General features: G+C 72.0%; 15 protein-coding genes. 3 read left to right on the forward strand and 12 right to left on the reverse strand.

What is annotated here, in order from left to right:
- Window positions 1–109 precede the first annotated feature (109 nt).
- Window positions 110–1,480, forward strand: a complete 1,371-nt coding sequence (locus ACIBSV_RS23715) for a hypothetical protein (protein ID WP_395866142.1) — start codon at window positions 110–112, stop codon at window positions 1,478–1,480.
- Window positions 1,477–2,736 carry an ABC transporter substrate-binding protein gene (locus ACIBSV_RS23720; protein ID WP_395866144.1) on the forward strand — a complete coding sequence of 420 codons (1,260 nt, stop codon included), beginning with the start codon at window positions 1,477–1,479 and terminating at the stop codon, window positions 2,734–2,736. The genes ACIBSV_RS23715 and ACIBSV_RS23720 overlap by 4 nt, the downstream gene beginning before the upstream one ends.
- 301 nt (window positions 2,737–3,037) lie before the next feature.
- Here ACIBSV_RS23720 and ACIBSV_RS23725 read toward each other — a convergent pair whose 3' ends face one another.
- The 3 genes from ACIBSV_RS23725 to ACIBSV_RS23735 form a co-directional block, all read right to left on the reverse strand.
- Window positions 3,038–4,093: a phosphotransferase family protein gene (locus tag ACIBSV_RS23725; protein ID WP_395866146.1), complete on the reverse strand. Its 1,056-nt coding sequence runs from the start codon at window positions 4,091–4,093 to the stop codon at window positions 3,038–3,040.
- Window positions 4,090–5,382, reverse strand: coding sequence for an acyl-CoA dehydrogenase family protein (locus ACIBSV_RS23730; protein ID WP_395866148.1), 1,293 nt, complete (start codon window positions 5,380–5,382; stop codon window positions 4,090–4,092). Before ACIBSV_RS23730 ends, ACIBSV_RS23725 begins: the two co-directional genes overlap by 4 nt.
- Window positions 5,383–5,449: 67 nt before the next feature.
- The gene (locus ACIBSV_RS23735) at window positions 5,450–5,908 is read right to left on the reverse strand and encodes a MarR family winged helix-turn-helix transcriptional regulator (RefSeq protein WP_395866150.1); all 459 of its coding nucleotides are present in this window, start codon (window positions 5,906–5,908) and stop codon (window positions 5,450–5,452) included.
- A gap of 140 nt (window positions 5,909–6,048) precedes the next feature.
- Between ACIBSV_RS23735 and ACIBSV_RS23740 the strand changes: the two genes are divergently transcribed.
- Window positions 6,049–6,624 carry a hypothetical protein gene (locus ACIBSV_RS23740; RefSeq protein ID WP_395866152.1) on the forward strand — a complete coding sequence of 192 codons (576 nt, stop codon included), beginning with the start codon at window positions 6,049–6,051 and terminating at the stop codon, window positions 6,622–6,624.
- Window positions 6,625–6,678: 54 nt separating this feature from the next.
- On the opposite strand, the gene ACIBSV_RS23745 is transcribed toward ACIBSV_RS23740, so the two are convergent.
- From ACIBSV_RS23745 to ACIBSV_RS23785, 9 genes are all read right to left on the reverse strand, one after another.
- A complete protein-coding gene (locus ACIBSV_RS23745; protein ID WP_395866154.1) occupies window positions 6,679–7,941 on the reverse strand; it encodes an ABC transporter substrate-binding protein in 1,263 nt (420 codons plus the stop codon).
- Between the two features lie 4 nt (window positions 7,942–7,945).
- Entirely contained in the window at window positions 7,946–9,112 is a 1,167-nt protein-coding gene (locus ACIBSV_RS23750; RefSeq protein ID WP_395866510.1) for a branched-chain amino acid ABC transporter permease, read from the reverse strand.
- 37 nt (window positions 9,113–9,149) lie between these two features.
- Window positions 9,150–10,040, reverse strand: a complete 891-nt coding sequence (locus ACIBSV_RS23755) for a branched-chain amino acid ABC transporter permease (protein WP_395866156.1) — start codon at window positions 10,038–10,040, stop codon at window positions 9,150–9,152.
- The gene (locus ACIBSV_RS23760) at window positions 10,037–10,906 is read right to left on the reverse strand and encodes an ABC transporter ATP-binding protein (protein WP_395866158.1); all 870 of its coding nucleotides are present in this window, start codon (window positions 10,904–10,906) and stop codon (window positions 10,037–10,039) included. Before ACIBSV_RS23760 ends, ACIBSV_RS23755 begins: the two co-directional genes overlap by 4 nt.
- Complete coding sequence (locus ACIBSV_RS23765; RefSeq protein ID WP_395866160.1) at window positions 10,903–11,715, reverse strand: ABC transporter ATP-binding protein; 813 nt, start codon at window positions 11,713–11,715, stop codon at window positions 10,903–10,905. The genes ACIBSV_RS23760 and ACIBSV_RS23765 overlap by 4 nt, the downstream gene beginning before the upstream one ends.
- Before the next feature lie 216 nt (window positions 11,716–11,931).
- Window positions 11,932–13,116 carry a PucR family transcriptional regulator gene (locus ACIBSV_RS23770; protein ID WP_395866162.1) on the reverse strand — a complete coding sequence of 395 codons (1,185 nt, stop codon included), beginning with the start codon at window positions 13,114–13,116 and terminating at the stop codon, window positions 11,932–11,934.
- A gap of 1,245 nt (window positions 13,117–14,361) precedes the next feature.
- Entirely contained in the window at window positions 14,362–15,153 is a 792-nt protein-coding gene (locus ACIBSV_RS23775) for an enoyl-CoA hydratase/isomerase family protein (RefSeq protein WP_395866164.1), read from the reverse strand.
- Window positions 15,154–15,459: 306 nt separating this feature from the next.
- Complete coding sequence (locus ACIBSV_RS23780; protein WP_395866166.1) at window positions 15,460–16,968, reverse strand: MFS transporter; 1,509 nt, start codon at window positions 16,966–16,968, stop codon at window positions 15,460–15,462.
- Window positions 16,969–17,225: 257 nt separating this feature from the next.
- On the reverse strand, window positions 17,226–18,137 hold the full coding sequence (locus tag ACIBSV_RS23785; protein ID WP_395866168.1) for a phosphatase PAP2 family protein: 912 nt from the start codon (window positions 18,135–18,137) through the stop codon (window positions 17,226–17,228).
- Between the last annotated feature and the right edge of the window lie 298 nt (window positions 18,138–18,435).

Consider the following 18,435-nt stretch of genomic DNA (forward strand, 5'->3'; position numbering starts at 1 on the left):
CGTAGCACGACGATGCCTATCCCCACAAGGGAGAACACCGTGTGGTAACCGGCCGATCACACGTCTAGCCTGTCCGGATCGCCGAGCGGAACGAGGGGGCGCCCGTTCCATGTCCAGCACCGCGCCGCACCGAAAGCACCGCCCGAAACCACGTCTGCCCTCGACCACGCCGGGTCGCCTCGTGGCGCTGGCGCTGCTCGTGGTCCTCGCCCTGGTCCCCGTGTTCACGCTGTCCGTGCTGATCGCGAACCGCTCCGAGGCGACCACCGCGGACCTCAAGGACCGGCGCATCCCGGGCGCACTGGCCCTGGACCAGGCCGCGTCCGCGCTGACCGAGGCCGACCGGGCGACCGCGACAAGCCTGGTGTCGGGCGCGTTCTCGTTGACCGGGCCGGGACAGGACTACCAGGACGCGGTCAAGCGGGCGAACCAATTCCTCACCCTGGCCACGGATTTGCACCGGAGCGATACGACCGCGCGGTCGCGGCTGACCGGCGTCAACGCGCTCATGGTCGAGTACACGATCATGGTCGGCCTGGCCCAGACCGGCGGCGACGGGCCGCTGTCCCTGGCCAACGTGTTCTACGCGTCCGACCTGCGGCGCTCGATCGTGACCAGTCTGTACGAGCAGCGCCAGGCGGACCTGGCGGACATCCGCGCGGCCCGCTCGACCTGGTGGGTGGGCGCGTACGTGGCGGTCCCGTTCGGCGCGACCGCGTTCGTGGCGCTGCTGCTGGTCCTGGTCGCACACGCCTATGTCCGGCGCCGCTTCCGGCGCCGGACCAGCCCGCTGCTGCTGCTCGGCGCGGCGGCGTTGGCCGCCCTGATCGCCTGGACCGTGCTGCACGCGCAGACCACGCACGACCGGCTCGCCGAGGGTGCCGGACGCGGGGTCACCGAGCAGTCCGCGCTGTGGCAGGCCCGTACCGCCGTGCACGAGGTGGTCGGCTCCGCGGCGCTGGAGATCGCCTCCGGCGGCGTTCCGCGCGCGACCGACGTGAAGGCGGGCCTGACGTTTCGGGATCTGGCCGACCCGCTGCCGTCGGCGGCCGAGATCGACGGCCTCAAGGCCGGCGCGGATCCCAGGTTCGGCGGTCTGATCGCCACCGCCCTGGCCGAGGACCGCTCGCCGACGCTGCGCGGGGCGGGCGCTCGGGCGCTGACCGCGCTCACCGCGCTGCGCGACGCCGCGGAACGGGCCCGGGCACAGGCACCGCCCGGTGGCACCCGGGACGGCGGGCCCGGGACCACATTGCTGACGGGCCGGGCGTCGGACCGGGTGTCCGGCGCGGCCGACGACGCCGACACGGCGTTGACCGACGCGCTGATCATCGGCCGTGCGGCGGCCGATGAGGCGTTGGCGGAGGCCGCCGACGACGGCGGGCTCGCCCTGGGCGGCCCGGTGGTGTGCGCGGCCGTGCTCGTCCTGACCCTCGCGGGCCTGTCGGTCCGTCGTTTCGAGTACGGGAGGCTGCGGTGACCCGAACCGGCGGGTCCAGGTCGGTGTTCGGCGCCCTGCTGCTGCTCGGCGCCGTGCTGGCACCGGTGGCGTGCGCGGCCGACGATCAGCCCCGAGTGGTGCACGTGCTGGGCACCTGGGAGGGCACGGAACAACAGGCGTTCGAGGACGTGGTGGCGCCTTTCGAGCGGAAAACCGGCATCGACGTGCGCTTCGAGGGCACCCGCGATGTCGCGGCGGTGCTGGCCGGTCGGGTCGACGAGGGCGATCCGCCGGAGATCGCGGTGCTCAGTTCGCCGGGCGATCTCCTGCACTACGACAAGATGAACAAGCTGGCGCCGCTGGACGGGATCCGGCCGGGCTACGCGCCCGAGTGGTTGGCCCCGGGCCGGGTCAACGGTCGGCAGTTGGCGGTCGTACTCAAGGCCGCGCTCAAGAGCACGATCTGGTTCAATCCCGGCAAACTCTCCCGCGCGGGCGAGCCGGTGCCCACCTCGTGGGCACAACTCCAGGCCACCACGGCGCAGTTGCGCGCCGCCGGGATGACCCCGTGGTGCATGGGGCTGGCCTCCAGCACCACCTCGGGTTGGGCCGGCACCGACTGGATCGAGGATCTCGTGTTGGCCCGCTCGGGCCCGGACATCTACGACGCCTGGGCGCGCGGCCAACTCTCCTGGCAGGCACCGGAGATCCGGGCCGCCTGGCAGAGTTGGGGCGAGTTGCTGAACACTCCGGGCAGCGTTCTGGGCGGGCCGATCAACGCCCTGTTGACCGGCTTCGACAAGTCGGCCGAACTGCTCGACGCGCGCGGTGGTTGTGTGTTCGACCACCAGGCCTCGTTCGTGTCCGGCGGCTACGCGGCGCGGACGCCGCCGGGGGCCCCGCGAGACTACGAGGTGTTCGCCTTCCCCGGCTTCGACACGCCCTCCCCGCGCGAGGTGGCGGGCGACGTCGCGGCGATGTTCCACGCGACCCCGGCCGCGCGGGAATTGCTGAACTACCTCACCGGCACGCAAGCACAGGAGCTCTGGGTCCAGTCCGGCACCGCGCTGTCCCCGGACGCCAAGGTGTCGCCGAACGCCTACCGCGACGACGTGACCAGACGACTGGGCACCACGCTGGCCGGCGCGCCCTCGATCCGCTTCGACGCGTCCGACCTGATGCCGACCACGATGCGCAGCGCGTTCCAACGGGCCGTGTTGGCCTACGTGTCCACGCCCGCGGACCTCGGCCGGATTCTGGACGACCTCGATCGGGTGCGGGCCACCGCGTACTGACCGGCGGAACCGGCCGTCCCGGCGCGGGTGTCGGCCGGGCCGTCGATCGGTGGTGGGGTGGTCGGCTCGAGGCGGTGTGTACACGCCCCGGCACTGCCGGGAAGGGACGACGCGGGCCCGCCCCGGCCGGGCCCGCCTCGTCTCAAGGTGTTCGCCACGCTCCCTGGCGAACACCTGCAATCTTGGCCCCTCAACCGGCTACTCATGCGTATCCGGGGTGAAGTTCTTGATAATTTTACCTTTCCCCGCACAACCATTGAGGTATTTGTCCCGATTTTCGGGGTTCGTTCCAGGCGGAACCTCACTCCTTCAGCGTGTCCTGGGCAATGTCTGCCAAACCGGTTACCAGGGACACGATCCGCGCCCGACGCACACCGGACGGATTCGTCCCGCGACGCAGCGCACCCGCGCAGACGATCGCCAGCTTGATCACCGCGAAGGCTTCCCAGAACGGGATATGACGGCTGTTCAGCTCGATTCCGGCGAATCGTCGGGCGGTCTCGGCGTACTCGGCGACCAGTTCGCCGGCCGAGGGCAACCCGGGATTGGCGTCCGGCAGATGCCCCCCGCGTTCGGCGAACAACAACCGGCCGGCCGGACCCCAGTACGCGCGCAGTTGACCGAGATCCGCCGCCGGCGGCCCGAGCGCGGCCATTTCCCAGTCGAGCACCGCCAGCACCCGATCCGGGCGGTCCCGTTCGTACATCACGTTCGCCAGGTTGTAGTCGCCGTGCACGATCCGCTCCCCGCCCGCATCGGGCAACCGCTCGGACAGCACGCTCAGTACCCGGTCGACCACCGGCACCGGATCCGCGCCGGAGGCCGCCCACTGCCGCCGCCAGCGCCGCAACTGGCGTACCGGATACGGCTCGGGCCGCGCGTACGGGGCCAGTCCCACCGCGAGCGGATCCACCGCGTGCAGCGCGGCCAGGGTGCGCGCCAGCGCGCGGCCCGCCGCCGCGGCGAGGTCCGGGGGCAGATCGCGCACGGTCTCCGCCCGCGCGTGCACGACCCCGTCCAGCCGGCCCATCAGGTAGAACGGCACCCCGATCACCGACGGGTCCGCACACGACGCCACCATCGGCGCGACCGGCACCGCGCTGCCCGCCAGCGCGCTCTGGAACCGGTACTCGCGGTCCATGTCGTGCGCGGTGGGCAACCCGCCCCGCACGGGCGGCGTACGCAGCACCAGGTCCGCGTCGCCGCCCCGGACCCGGTAGGTCGGATTGGACGACCCGCCCGCCAGCGGCTCGATCCGCACCTCGACCCCGGGGGCGAGCACACCGCACGCCACCGACCACGCGGTCAGCGCCCGCACGTCCGGCGTCCCGGGCACCCCGGCGCCCACCGCCGTCACGGCAGGTCCAGCCAGGTCGCGTAGCGCTCCTCCGCGGCGGCGCGGCGGGTCGGGATGTGCTCGCTCGGCCAGCCCTCCACCGCGGTGTGGCCGCGCAATGCGAGCTTGGCGACCTGCGCGACGTGCACCTCGTCCGCGCCGTCGGACAACCGGAAGTTGCGCGCGACGCGGTACATCTCCTCCAACGGCAGGTCGGTCGAGTAGCCCAGCGCGCCGTGCACCTGGATCGCCCGGTCCAGCACGTCGTGCAGCACCTTCGCGCCCCAGTACTTGACCTCGGAGACCGCCTGCCGGGCCGCCTTGGGGCCCTGGTGGTCCCACGTCCACGCGGCCTTGAGGGTCATCAGCCGCAATGCCTCGATCCCGATCGTGGACTCGGTCACCATCTGCTGCACGAGTTGATGCTCGGCCAGCAGTCGACCGTGCGAACGGCGCGACAGGGCCCGCTCGCAGAGCATGTCGAAGGCTCGGCGGCACTGACCGATCCAGCGCATCGTGTGGTGGATGCGGCCGGCGTTGAGCCGCTTCTGCGCCAGCGTGAACGCGTCGCCGGGAGCACCGATCAGGTGCGCGTGCGGCACCCGGCAGCCCTCGAACCGAATCTCCGCGTGACCGCCCAGGTGTGCGGTCTCGGCCCCGTCGTAGGGGTGGTGCATGGTGTGCACGTCGCGCACGATCCGCATCCCGGGCGTGTCCCGTTCGACCACGAACATCGACGCCCGGCGGTGCGGTTCGGCCTCGGGGTCGGTGACCGCGAAGACCAGCACGAAGTCCGCGCGGCGCGCGTTGGAGGCGAACCACTTGTGCCCGTCCAGCACCCACTCGTCCCCGTCCCGCACCGCCCGGGTGCGGATCCCGGTCGGATCGGACCCGGCCGTGTGCGGCTCGGTCAGCGAGAACGAACTGGTCAGCCGGCCCGCCAGGAGCGGCCACAACCAGCGCTCCTTCTGCGCGTCGGTCGCGCCCACCGCGAGCAGTTCACCGTTGCCCGAGTCCGGCGCCTGGTTGCCGAAGATCGCCGGGGCGGACGGCGTACGACCGAGGATCTCGTGCATCAGGGCCAGCCGGACCTGGCCGAAACCGCCGCCGCCGAGCGCCGGGTCCAGGTGCGCGGCCCACAGGCCGCGGTCCTTGACCGCCTGCTTGAGCGGGTCGGTGACCGCCCGCCAGTTCTCCGCGCTCATCCGGGCCCGGACCAGGTCGAGCGGTTCGATCTCCTCGACCACCAGCCGGCGGATCCAGTCGAGCTCGGCCGCGACGTCGGGGTCGGTGCTGAAGTCCCATGCCATGATCGGACGTTAACCCGGTTAATTAACAGGGTCAATCATCTTCTCGGGCGAGGTGGGCGCGGTGTCCTCACTCCTCGTCGAGCGGCCCGCGCAGGTCCGCGACCAACCGCTGCATGCGATCGGCCAGATCGTTGAGTTCCTCGGCCGTCCAGCCGGCCAGCTGCCGGGCCAGCATCGTGTCGTTGGCGGCGACGAACATCCGGTACGCCTCCCGCCCGCGCTCGGTGGCCTCCAGCAGCGCGACCCGACCGTCGTCGGGGTCGGTGACCCGGACCGTGTAGGCGCCCTCCTCCAGGATCCGGATCTGCCGGCTCAGCGCGGCCGGTTGGATGTCGGCGCGCTCGGCCAACTCGGTCGGCCGGATCGGCCCGAAGTCGATGATGCGATGCAGCACACCGATCGCGACCAGGCTCAACGGCACGCCGGAGCGCTCCACGTGCAACGCGTCCAGTCGGCGGCTGCTCATCAGTCTGCGGATCGAGCTGATCGCCTCGTTGATCCTGCGTCGGCTCTCCACGTCGGTCATGGGCGCCAGCGTACGGCCGCGCCGCCGGTCACGAACACGCGCCCGAGAAGCCGGTCGAACCGGGCCGCGGGCCACACGTTCGAGCCAATCGACGCCGCACCCCTGTCCGGACCGGGCCTTCGTCCCCAAGACTGATCATCGTGCATGCCGAGGTGGTCGTCGACGACCCGCGAAACGATTCCGGGGCGCGCGCGTTCGCGCTCACCTCGCCCGAGGCCGCCGTGGTCGTGGCCGCCGCGCTGACCGAGCCGGTGGGCGGGTGCGGGCACGGCATGGACTGGTTCCTGCGCCGGCTGGGCGTACATCTGCTGGCCCGGTTGACCGACCGCCCGGACCGGGGCATCGCGGACTGTCTGGCCGACACCATCGCCGAGACCGCCGCACTGCACGGGGCCCGCTGCGATCTCGCGCACGACGCCACCCCGGCCGCCTCGGTGGTCGCCTGTCGGGTGCTCGGGCACGACCTGCAATACCTGATCCTGGGCCCCGGCGTGGTCGAACTGCGCCACGCCGGCGGCCCGCCCAGCCGGATGACCGGCCCCGACGGCCCCCTCGCGGCGGCCCGGGCCCGCCCGAGCGTCGCCGCCCACGCCGGCACCGGCATCGCCCGCCTGCACACCCTCACCGGCGCCGCGCTGACCGCCGACGCCACCGCTCGACCGGGCGCCCGGATCACCCTCACCTTCCGACCCGGCAGCGCGTACCGCCCGGCCTAGCAGGAGGGGCTCGAGGCGCGTGCCCCCGAGCCCCACCACCGCCGAACCGCGCCGCTATCCCGCCGCGGGCAGCTTGTACTCGTGCACGGCCGGCACCTCGAACGCTTCCTTGGCCACCACCAGGTTGCCCGGCGCGGCCTTGCTCGGCTTGAGGATGTACGACTTGTAGCTCGCCGGCTTGGCCGGGTCGGAGAAGTCCTGCGCCACCCCGAGCCCGGTGTCCATCTGCTTCTGCTTGCGGTGCGCGGCGATGATCCCGGCGTGCGAGAGGTCCTTGTCGGCACACGCCGCCTTGAGGTCCTCACCGAAGATCTTCATCGCGTTGTATCCGGAGATCACGCCCTGATCGAGCGTCCCGTCCGGGTACTTGGCCTTGTAGTCCGCGGCCAGCTTCTTCACCGCCGGTGTGTCGGCCCCGATCGCCGGCGCCGCGCTGACCACGTACAGGAGTTGCTCCAGCGCGCCCGCCGCGGCGCTGGCCATCACCTGGGGGTGGAAGCCCGGCGCGCTGGTGAGCACCGGCACCCGCAAACCGGCCACCGCGCCGAAGCCGACCAGGGTCGCGGTCTGGGTCGGCCCGGCGCTGATCAGGATCGCCTTCACCCCGGCGCCGCGCAACGCGGCGATCTGCGCGGTGAGATCGGTGTCGGTCGCCTTGATCTTCTGCTCGACGATCTGCACCCCGGTCTTGCCGGCCGCGAACTTCGCGCCCGCCAACGCGTTCTCGCCGTACTCGCCCTCGAAGTAGACGTGCCCGACCTTGTCCCCGGACTTGAGCTGGGCGGCCTGGCCCAGGAAGTCCATCGCGTTGATCATGTCGACGTCGTACGTTGTCCCGACGATCTGGATCTCGCGCCGATTCAGCAGCGTCGCGGCCCACGCCTGCGGGAAGGTGAGGATCTGATCCTGTTTCAGACTGTCCTGCAACGCGGTGACCACGGCCGAGCCGATCACCTGCGGGAAGCCCGCGACGCCGCCCTTGATCTCGGTGTAGGCGGCCACCGCCTTCTGTACGTCGTAGCTGTGGTCGCGCACCGTCACGGCCAGTTTGCGACCGCAGATCCCGCCCTGCGCGTTGATCTCGTCCACGTACAACTGCTGCGCGTTGACGATGCTCTTGCCCAGCGGCGCGTACGGACCGGACAGGTCGGTCAGCGCGCCGAGCGTGATGGTGGTGTCGGTGATCCCGGGTCCGGTCTTGACACCACCGGACTGCTTGTCCTTCTTGTCGTCGTCACCCTTGGTGCTGCACGCCGTCGCGGCCAGCACGAGCGCCGCGAGCGCCGCCCCCACGCGCACGCCATTCCGGAGCCTCACTGTGTTACCCCTTCGAGCCGGTACGGATGGAGCCCTTGGTACGTCCGAGTCGTGCGGTGCGGCGGCCCGCGGGACCGCCGCCGGGCCGGCCGCGCAGCAGGCCCACCAGGCCGCCGGGCGCGAACAGCAGGACGAGCACGATCGCCGCGCCGTACAGGTAGCGCGCGGCCTCCCCGGGTCCCACCCCGGAGTCCGGGCTGCCCGGCGCCACCACCAGCGGCAGCGTGTCGGCGTACTTGCTCAGCACCTGCGGCAGCATGGTCACGAACACCGCGCCCACCACGGCGCCGCTGACCGAGCCGAGACCGCCGATCACGATCATCGCGAGATAGTCGATGGACAGCGCGAGCCCGAAGTAGTCCGGCACCACGCGGTTGAAGATCATCGCGATCAGCGCGCCGGCCAGACCCGCGTACATCGACGACACCACGAACGCCGCCGAGCGGTAGCGGGCCACCGGAACTCCCATGACGGAGGCGGCGATCTCGCTGTCGCGCACCGCGCCCAGCGCCCGGCCCGGACGTCCGCGCAGCAGATTGTGCGCGGTCCACGCGGCGACCAGGACCAGCACCAACGCGAAGTACCAGAGCCGCTCGAGCTGTCCGAACGGGATGCCGAGCACCTCCAGGCCGTCCGGGTCGCCGTCGGTGAGCGTGAAGCCGCCGAACTCCATCGGGGTGACCGAGCGTCCGTTGAACCCGCCGGTCACCGACTTCGCGTTGAGCATGACGTGGTGTCCGATGAACACCAGGGCCAGCGTGGCCACGCCGAGGTACATCCCGCGCAGCCGGCCGGAGATCGGGCTGAACAGGCCGCCCACGATGCCCGTCAGCAGGACCGCGAGCACGAGTGCGACCAGCGGCGGCAGCCCCACCCCGCTGAGCTGTTGGATGCCGACCTTGCCCGAGTCGCCCGCGAACCACACGTAGCCGTACGCGCCGCAGGCAAGGAAGAACGCGTGCCCGAGCGAGAGTTGGCCGGTGGTGCCGGACAGCAGGTTCAGGCCGATCGCGCCGATCGCGGCGGCCATCGCGAACAGGCCGGTCTGCAACCAGAACGCGGTCACGTAGAACGGCAGCACCAGCAGAACCAGCACCACCGCCGCCAGGACACCGGGGCGGGCCAGCCGGCGCAGTCCCGAGGCGGCTGTCGAGGTGTGCCGGGTCGGCACCGACTCCGCGGGCCTGGGCACCGTCGGGGACAGGCGGTCAGACACGGGCACGCTCCTTCGAGCCGAGCAGGCCGGTCGGCCGCCAGATCAACACGAGCAGCATCACGACGTACGGGGCGACGTCGCCGAGATTGGCGCCGAGCCAGGTCATGTCGCTCTGGTAGCCGGCCATCAGCGCGGCGGTCAGGCCCACCACGAGGCTGCCCACCAAAGCGCCGGCCGCCGAGTCCATCCCGCCCAGGATCGCCGCCGGGAACGCGGCGAGCGCGATCTGGCCGGTGGAGCGATCCAGGCCGGCCGAGGGGAACGCGGCCAGGAACACCGCCGCGACCGCGGCCAGGGCGCCCGCGACGCACCACGCGATGAGTTGCACCCGGCCCAGCCGGATGCCCATCAGCGCGGCGGCCTCGCGGTCCTCGGCGGCCGCGCGCATCGACAGGCCCCACGCGGTGAACCGGAACGCGGCGAAGAACGCGCCGATCAGCACCACCGCCACCACGATGCACGCCAGTCGGGCGTCGGCGACATGCACGCCGCCCCAGTCGCGCACGCCGGCCTTCCACGGATCACCCGTGCCCAGCACGTCGGAACCGATCCGGCGGGTGAGTTCGGTGGTCAGCAGGATGTCCACGCCGATGGTGAGGATGGTCAGGGTGTGCACCTCGGTGCGCCCCAGGCCGCGGATGAACAGCACCTCGACCAGTCCGGCCACCGCGGCCGTCACCAGCACCGCGACCAGCAGCGCGAGGGCGAACCCGAGGTCCTCGTGCAGCTTGGCGACGGTGAACCCGCCGAGCAGCAGCAGCGACGCGTGGGCGAAGTTGATCACCCCGGACGCCTTGAAGACGACCACGAAACCGAGCGCGATCAGGGCGTACACGGACCCGAGGGCGAAGCCGTTGAGGATGATCTCGGCGAGCTTGGTCATGTCGGGACCTCCCGGTCGGTGGGATCCGCGGCGACACCGCCGACGACCTCGTCGTCGGCCTCCTCGCCGGTCCCCAGGTAGGCGCGGATCACCGCCGGGTCGCGCTGGACGTCGGCCGGCGCGCCGCTCGCGATCCGGCGGCCGAAGTCCAGCACGGTCACCTCGTCGGCGATCCGCATCACCAGGCCCATGTCGTGCTCCACCAGCACGATCGAGATGCCGAGCGACTCACGGATCGAGGCGATCGCGTCGGCGGTCTCGGCCCGCTCCTCGGCGTTCATCCCCGCGACCGGCTCGTCCAGCAGCAGCACCTTGGGCTCCATGCACAACGCGCGGGCCATCTCGACCCGTTTGCGCATGCCGTACGGCAACAGCCCCACCGGCGCGTCGAAGACCGCGCCGAGGTGCATGAACTCGGCTATCTCGCGAGCCCGTTCGCGATGCCGCCGCTGCTCGCGGACGGCCCTGGGCAGCCGCAGCGCGGTGGCCGCGAACCCGGAGTCGGTCAACACGTGCCGGCCGAGCAGCAGGTTGTCCGCGACCGTGCCCTGGGTGAGCACGATGTTCTGGAAGGTACGGGCCAGGCCCAGCGCGGCGATCCGATGCGGCGGCAGCCTGGTCAACTCGTGCCCGCCCAGGTGCACGGTGCCGCGGTCGGCCCGATACACCCCCGAAAGCACGTTGAAACAGGTCGACTTGCCCGCACCGTTCGGGCCGATCACCGCGTGGATCGTGCCCGGCGTGACGGTGAAGCCGACCGCGTCCAGCGCGACCAGGCCGGCGAAGCGCACGGTGACCGCGCGTACGGTCAACTCGGGCACGTCGAATTCGCGCCCGTCGGCGGTCACGGTCGTGGCGGCGGTCATCCCACCCACCTCCGAAGCGGCTTGCGCGGGGTCGGACGGGCGGGCGCGGAAGCGGCGTCCGGGGCGGCCGTCTCCTCCTCGCCGAGGTACAGCCGGCGCACCTCGTCGGTACGCGCGAGGTCGGCGGACGAGCCGGCCAGCCGGACCTCGCCGACGTCGAGCACATAGGCCTTCTCGGCGAGATCCAGGGCCACCGTGACGTTCTGCTCGACGAGCAGTACCGCCACGCCCTGCGCGGCGATCTCCCGAATCACGCCCGCGATCCGACCCACCATCCGCGGCGCGAGACCCAGCGAGGGCTCGTCCAGCAGCAACAAGCGCGGCGAGGCCATCAACGCCCGCCCGATCGCCAACATCTGCTGCTCGCCACCGGACAACAGTCCGGCCCGCTGCTCGCGCCGCTCGGCGAGCACCGGGAACAGGTCGAAGACCCGCTCGCGGTTGCTCCGGATCAGTGCCGAGCCGCGGGTGCTCAGCGCCCCGGCCTGGAGGTTCTCGTCCACCGAGAGGTTGGCGAACACCCTTCGCCCCTCCGGTACCTGCACCACGCCGGCGCGCACGATCAGGGCCGGATCACGACCCGCGAGCCGTTCGCTGGCGTAGCGGATGGTGCCCGCGGCGACCGCGCCCCGATGCAGGGCCAACGTCCCGGAGACGGCCCGGAGCAATGTGCTCTTGCCGGCCCCGTTCGCCCCGAGTACCGCCACCACGCCGCTCACCGGCACATCGAGCGATACGCCGCGCAGGGCCCGCACCGACCGCCCGTAGACGACCTCGAGCCCCTCGACGAGGAGCGCTCCCGATTCCATCGCACCCCTCCCCCGCTGTTGGAGTGACCGCGATCACAGCACGGGCCACGATGGGAGTCCAGATCCCGGCCGCACAACGGGGCAACCGACCAACCCGACGGCAACGCTCTTGTGCAGCGGCACAGAACGGGGCCCGGTGCGTGGGTACGGGGTCGGTGCCACGGGTGGGTGCGCCGCTCGGCCCACCTTCGCGGGAGCCTGGGTCGGGCCGGGGGCTCAGGTGCTCAGGCGGTGCGCGTCCAGGGCCAGGGCTAGTTCCACCAGGTCGCGCGGCAGGCCGAGTTCACGGCCCGTGAGCTGTTCCAGCCGGCGCAGCCGATTGAGCACGGTGTTGCGGTGGCAGAACAGCCTGCGGCCCGCGCGGACCGCGGAGCCGCCGGAATCGAGCCAGGCGCCGAGTGTGCCGAGCAGCAGATCGCGGTCGACCGCGTCCAGCGCGAGAATCGGCCCGAGCACGCGTGCCGCGAGGTCGTGCGCCAGGTCGGGCTGCGAGGCGACCAGCGCGGCGGGCAACCGCTCGTCCAACCGGGCGCACTCACCGTCGGCGGTACAGGTACGCAACGCGATCTCGGCGAGCCGTCGAGCCCGGCCCAACGCGGCGAGCCCGTCGACGATCGGGCTGATGCCGGCGCGGGACCCGGCCGCCGGGCCGAACGTTTCCGCAATCTCGTCCAACCCCGCCGTGCCGAGCAGGACGACCGCGAACTCCCCCTCCGCGCGGGCCCGCCAGACCACCCGAATCCCGCTCGGCGCCACCCGCCGAGGCGTGTCGTGCACCCCGGTTCCGGGCAGCGGATGGCGCAGCGCGACCACGGCGTACCGGCCGCGCTCCGGCAGATCGAGCACGGCGGCAGCGGCGGCGAGATCGGCCGCCGGCGCCCGGCCGTCCAGGAGGGTGTCCAACAGGGCGTGCACACGCTCGTCATGACGATTCGTCAGTTCGGTCTCGACCCGCCGATACGCGTCGGCGATCGCGCTCGCGTGCCGATCGACGAAGTTCCACACATCCGTGGCCACATGCACCAACAGCCGCACCTCGTCCGGCTCCTGCTCCGCGGCGACCTCGACCAGGGTCTGCCACAACAGCACGCCGCCGAGCCGATAGGCGTGCAACAGCGCGTCCAGCGGCACCCCTTGCTCGGCCCGCCGACGCGCGAGCCGCCCGGACGCCCATTGGCTGCCCTCCAACTCGCGCGGCCACACGGCGAGCGCGCCCACCCCGACCCGCAACGCCTCGTGCGCACTCTGCCAAAGCTCGTCCGGCGGCACCCCGCGGTCCAGATAGGCGGGTTCGAGCACCTGCAGCTCCGCCACGAGCCGATCCGTCAACTCCGGCAACCGCTGCGGCAACACCCGAGCGGCCCGACGCAACAATGCGGTATGAGCAGATCTGTCAGACAACTCGGTCTCCCCTTTTTGGGCGACTTCGTCGCCGGCTCGCGAGGGGCCACTTTTCTGCTCCCCCGCTTCGCTCCTCCGCAAAAAAGCGGCCCCTCGCTCGGGGCTTCGCGTCCCTCCGCTTCGCTCCGGGCCACAAAGCCCAAACCCGCGGCTCCGCCGCTCTCCGCGCTCCGCACGTCGATCACAAGGTCTCACCCACATCGTGGGCGCTGACGCGCCAATCCGCAGCGCCCTCGTCGGGCGACTTCGTCGCCGGCTCGCGAGACACCACTTTTCTGCTCCCCCGCTTCGCTCCTCCGCAAAAAAGCGGCCCCTCACTCGAGGCTTCGCGTCCCTCCGCTTCGCTCCGGGCCACAAAGCCCAAACCCGCGGCTCCGCCGCTCTCCGCGCTCCGCACGTCGATCACAAGGTCTCACCCACATCGTGGGCGCTGACGCGCCAATCCGCAGCGCCCTCGTCGGGCGACTTCGTCGCCGGCTCGCGAGGCACCACCTTTTTTCACTCCCCCGCTACGCTCCTCCGAGAAAAAAGGCGGCCCCTCGCTCGGGGCTTCGCGTCCCTCCGCTTCGCTCCGGGCCACAAAGCCCAAACCCGCGGCTCCGCCGCTCTCCGCGCTCCGCACGTCGATCACGAATACCCACCCACATCGTGGGCGCTGACGCGCCAATCCGCAGCCGAACTCGGCGACTCAGGGAAAGCCCGCCTCGTTCTCGTGGCCCGACCCACCCACCCGCGAGCAGCCCCACCCGCGCCAGAGAGGCCGACCCAGGCGCCTCAGCCCCAAAACCCCACGCCGGCCACACCAAGCGCCACACCGCCCCGAAATCCCCGACCACACCGGGGATCCACGAAGCCGAGGAGCCGGACCCCGCCCCCACACCGCCCCTGACGCCCCAATCCCACCCGCCCGCGACCGGCCCCACCGGAGGCCGCGGGGCCGGAGCAGGTCACGCCGCCGCCCGTAAAACCCCAGCCTCCGCACCAAACGCAACGGGTGGAGCGGGTGGGTACACAACCCAAAGCAACCCGAGGCGCAACCGCAGCACCATGCGCCCAAGCCCGCAGCAGCCACACCACATGCTCGACAGGCCGGACCGGGCCCACCGGTCACCAAAAACCCGCAGCCATCGAACACACGCAACGGGTGGGCGGGTGGGCACACCATCAAAGCCGAGTGCCTCGCGAGCGCGGCCAAGCGGACCCGAGCCGCATGGACCCATCAGGGCCACGCGGCCACGAGCATGGCTACCGGGGCCAAGCGAAGCGCGGGGCGCGTCGTTCCGTGAAGGCGGACAGGCCCTCCCGGACGTCGGCCGAGCCGCGGGATTCGCGCTCCCACGTGTCGCGCCACGCGGCGAGCCGTGTCGGGTCCGTGGTGTCCGTCGCCAAAAGGTCCTTGGCGGCCCGGATCGTCAGTTGGGAGCGGGACGCGATCGTGCGGGCGAAGCCGTAGACCTTCTCGTCGGCCTCGGTCGGGTCGAAAACGTTGTCCACCAGCCCGACCCGCAGCGCGTGGGCCGCGTCGATCAGTTCGGCCGAGAACAGCAGGTACTTGGCCGTCGAAACGCCCACCAGCCGGGCCAGCCGGGCCGTGGAGCCCGCGTCGTAGACGATCCCGAGCTTGGCCGGCGTCACCCCGAATCGCGCCGTCGTGTCCGCGAAGCGCAGGTCGCAGGCCCCGGCCAACTGGCATCCGCCGCCCACGCACGGGCCCTGCACATACGCGATCGTCGGCTTCGCGAACGCCGCCAACGCCTGCTCCGCGGCCGAGTTCAGCGCGTGGTAGGCGTCCGCCGCCTCGGCCGTCGCGTAGTGACCGCGCAGTTCGCGGATGTCGGCCCCCGCCGAGAACACCCCGTCGGTGCCGGTCAGCACCAGCACGCTCACCTCGGGGTCGGCCTCCAGCGCCGCCAACGTCCCCGGCAGCGCCTCCCACATCGCGGCGGTCAACGCGCCGCGGGCGTGCGGGCGATCGATGCGCAGCGTCGCCACCTCGCCCTCGACCTTGACCACGAGCCCATCGACCCCGGTATCCATCCCGCCGCCCTTTCCTCACCGCCGCACAACCGACGCACATCCGCGGCCACGCTACGGGCCACCGGCCCCCATCCGCCCGGCGCCCCGAACCGACCCGTCCACCCGAGCCGGCCGGACCTCCGGACCCCGGCCGCCGACCCGGGCCCCGGGTCGCCGTGCCATCGGCGATCACCCGACCATGCTCGACCCCACGATGTCGCCCGCCCCCCGATCGGTCTCGCCCGGGCACGGCGTGGTCGGCGACACCGTGACCCCCTCGTCCCGAACCGGATCGCGCAACATCCGCGCGCCGGCGCCCCCACGTCCCTACCGCCCCGTCCCCACCTCCTCGTGCCCCGGATCCAGCGGCGGCCCGGCCATGTCGCAGCCCACGCGCACGCACGGCTTGGCCCGCTCGGCCTCCGGCTCCGTCGGGGCCAGCGATTCGGGCGTGATGGTGAACCAGGCCACCGCCGAGCCCAGCACCAGCAGACCCGCACAGATCCACAGGGCGCGGTCGAAGCCCGTGTCCACCACGCCCGGGTCCCGATAGCCGTCACCGGACAGGCCGACCAGGGCCGGCAGTCCGGCGACCGTGAGCAGGCCCGCCGCGCGGGCCGCCGCGTTGTTGACCCCGCTCGCGATGCCCGCCCGACTGACGTCCACCGACGCCAGCACCGTCGCCGTCAGCGGCGCGACCAGCACGGCGAGCCCCAGGCCGAAGATCAGCACGCCGGGCAGTACGACGGCCGGGTAGTACGCGTCGGGGCCGATCCGCAGCAGCGTCAGCAGGCCGCCCGCGCACACCAGCGGGCCCAGCGTCAGTTGCGGGCGCGGGCCGATCCGCCGGGCCAGGTCGCCCGACCGGGCCGAGAGCAGCAGCATGACCATGGTCACCGGCAGCAGCGACAAGCCGGCCTGCTGCGCCGAGTACCCTGCGACCGTCTGGAGTTCGAGCACCAGCAGCAGCATGAACGCGCCCAGCGCGCCGTACACGAACAACGTCACGATGTTGACCGACGTGAACAGCCGGACCCGGAAGATGTCCAGCGGCAACATCGGCTCGCGCGTGCGCTTCTCCACGGCGACGAACACCACGGCCGTCGCGACCCCGGCCGCGCCCGCGAGGCCCGCCGCCACCGGAGTGGTCTGTGCCTCGACCAGGGCCCAGGTCACCCCCGCGAGCGCCAGCGCGGCCAGCACCGCGCCGGTCACGTCGAAGCGGCCCCGGGGTTGCGGGTCGAAGGTCTCCGGGACGGTACGCAGCGCCACCACGATGGTCACGGCCGCGAGCGGCAGGTTGATCAGGAAGACCCAGCGCCAACTGACCGCGTCCACGAGCCACCCGCCCAGGAACGGTCCGATCGCGCTCGCCACGCCGCCCAGACCCGACCAGGTGCCCACCGCCCGGGCCCGGTCGTCGGCGTGGAAGGTGGCCTGGATGATCGCCAGCGAACCGGGCGTCAGCAGCGCGCCGCCGATACCCTGGAGCGCACGGGCGGCGATCAGCATGTCCACGTTCGGCGCGATCCCGCACAACAGCGAGGCCACCGCGAACCAGGCCACGCCGATCACGAACACCCGGCGCCGCCCGTACCGGTCCCCGAGCGCGCCGCCGAGCAGGATCAGTCCGGCCAGCGTGAGGGTGTACGCGTTGATCGTCCATTGCAGCGCCGCGAGCGAGGTGTCGAAGGAGTTCCCGATGCTGGGCAGCGCGACGTTGACCACGGTCGAGTCGAGCATCGCCATGCCTGAGCCGAGCACGGTGGCGAGCAACACCCACCGGCCGGCCGGGGTCTTGGCACGGATGCCCCCGGAGGGGAAGGTGACGGGCATCTGAGCATCATGCCCACCGCGACGGCGGGGAACTCGGACCCATTCGATCGGCCGCAACCGGCGACCCAGGGGTTCGACCACGACCGGCGGCGCCCGCCCGCGCCCTCGCGGCCGGGACCTGTCCGGGAACCGCCCCCAGCCGGCCGTCCGCGGCGCCGAGGTCCGGAAACTGCCCCCGGCCCGCCATCCGCGGCGCCGGGATCCGGGGGACTGCCCCTAGCGCGCTATCCGCGGCGCCGGGATCCGGGGGACTGCCCCTAGCGCGCTATCCGCGGCGCCGGGATCGGCCGGATCAACCCGCGCTGCGTGGCCCGATCCGGCCCGGGCAGTACCGCCAGTGCGAAGATCATCAACAACACCGCCACCACCGCGTCCATCCAGTAGTGGTTCGCGGTCACCACGACCACCAGCAGCGTTATCGCGGGGTGCAGCCAGACCGCCCAACTCGCCACCTTGCGTCCGGAGCCGGCCGTGTGCCACACCGCCGCGACCCCGAGCGCGACCACCACGGCCCAACCCACGTGCAACGACGGCATCGCGGCGAACTGGTTTGCGATCTTGGCGCCCGCGCCGGAGTACGGCGAGTCGCCCGCGTCCATGCCGGTGTCGGTGAAGCCGGGCATCTTCCGCGGCGGCGCGAGCGGGACCAGGATGTGGATGATCAACGCGGCGCCGGTCATCATCGCCAGTATGTTGCGGACCCACTTGTAGTGCTCGCGATGGCGGATCCACAACCACAGCAGGAACGCGACCGTCGCCGGGAAGTGCACGTAGGCGTAGTACTTGTTGCAGAACGTCACCGCGGCGTGCGACTGCATGAACCAGTCCTGGATCGCCGCCTCGTCCGGCAGGCGCAGGTCCTTCTGCATGGTCAGCAACTGCTTGGCGTTGGAGAACGCGGTGCCGGTCTCACCCGAGGCCAGGCCGCGCCCGAGCTTGTAGACGCCGAACAGCAGCGCGACCAGGAACAGTTCGCGCGCCGCGTCCTTGAGCGTGCGCATCCGGCGGGCCTTGGCCGCCGCGGCCTGCGCGGCCGGGTCGGTCGCCGCCCGGTCCGACGTGCCGACCCCCGTCACCGAAGCCGCCTGCGTGGTCGGCGGCGCCTGTTCGCGCCGATCGACCTCGTGGGAGGGGCCCTCCGTGACGTTGCGCCGCACCAGATCCCCCATGCTGTCGGTTGTCTCGGTCTACCGTCGTCGGTCGGCCGCGTTCGATCCGCGCCGTCGCCACCCGGGTCGTGGACCACTGCCCGCACCGCCGCCCCGGATCACGGGTGCGGTGTTCGGCGGCAACGCTTGAGCCAGGGTAGACGGATCAGGTTAGACCGATCCTCCCCCTGAAGTACCAATCGGGGCCGGCTCCCGCGGGGTACTCCGGTCCTGCCTCTCTCCTCTGGACGTCGTAGCGGCCTCCCCGGTTCGAGGGAGCCTCACCAAGTCGTGCGCACGGCCCGCCGACGGTACGTAG

The sequence above is a fragment of the Embleya sp. NPDC050154 genome (genome assembly GCF_044460165.1).
GTDB lineage: Bacteria > Actinomycetota > Actinomycetes > Streptomycetales > Streptomycetaceae > Embleya.

Coding starts and splice junctions, on each gene's coding strand:
- ACIBSV_RS23760 (WP_395866158.1), bottom strand. CDS start 10,906: ATGACCGCCGCCACGACCGTGACCGCCGACGGGCGCGAATTCGACGTG.
- ACIBSV_RS23755 (WP_395866156.1), bottom strand. CDS start 10,040: ATGACCAAGCTCGCCGAGATCATCCTCAACGGCTTCGCCCTCGGGTCC.
- ACIBSV_RS23775 (WP_395866164.1), bottom strand. CDS start 15,153: ATGGATACCGGGGTCGATGGGCTCGTGGTCAAGGTCGAGGGCGAGGTG.
- ACIBSV_RS23780 (WP_395866166.1), bottom strand. CDS start 16,968: ATGCCCGTCACCTTCCCCTCCGGGGGCATCCGTGCCAAGACCCCGGCC.
- ACIBSV_RS23785 (WP_395866168.1), bottom strand. CDS start 18,137: ATGGGGGATCTGGTGCGGCGCAACGTCACGGAGGGCCCCTCCCACGAG.
- ACIBSV_RS23715 (WP_395866142.1), top strand. CDS start 110: ATGTCCAGCACCGCGCCGCACCGAAAGCACCGCCCGAAACCACGTCTG.
- ACIBSV_RS23735 (WP_395866150.1), bottom strand. CDS start 5,908: ATGACCGACGTGGAGAGCCGACGCAGGATCAACGAGGCGATCAGCTCG.
- ACIBSV_RS23765 (WP_395866160.1), bottom strand. CDS start 11,715: ATGGAATCGGGAGCGCTCCTCGTCGAGGGGCTCGAGGTCGTCTACGGG.
- ACIBSV_RS23730 (WP_395866148.1), bottom strand. CDS start 5,382: ATGGCATGGGACTTCAGCACCGACCCCGACGTCGCGGCCGAGCTCGAC.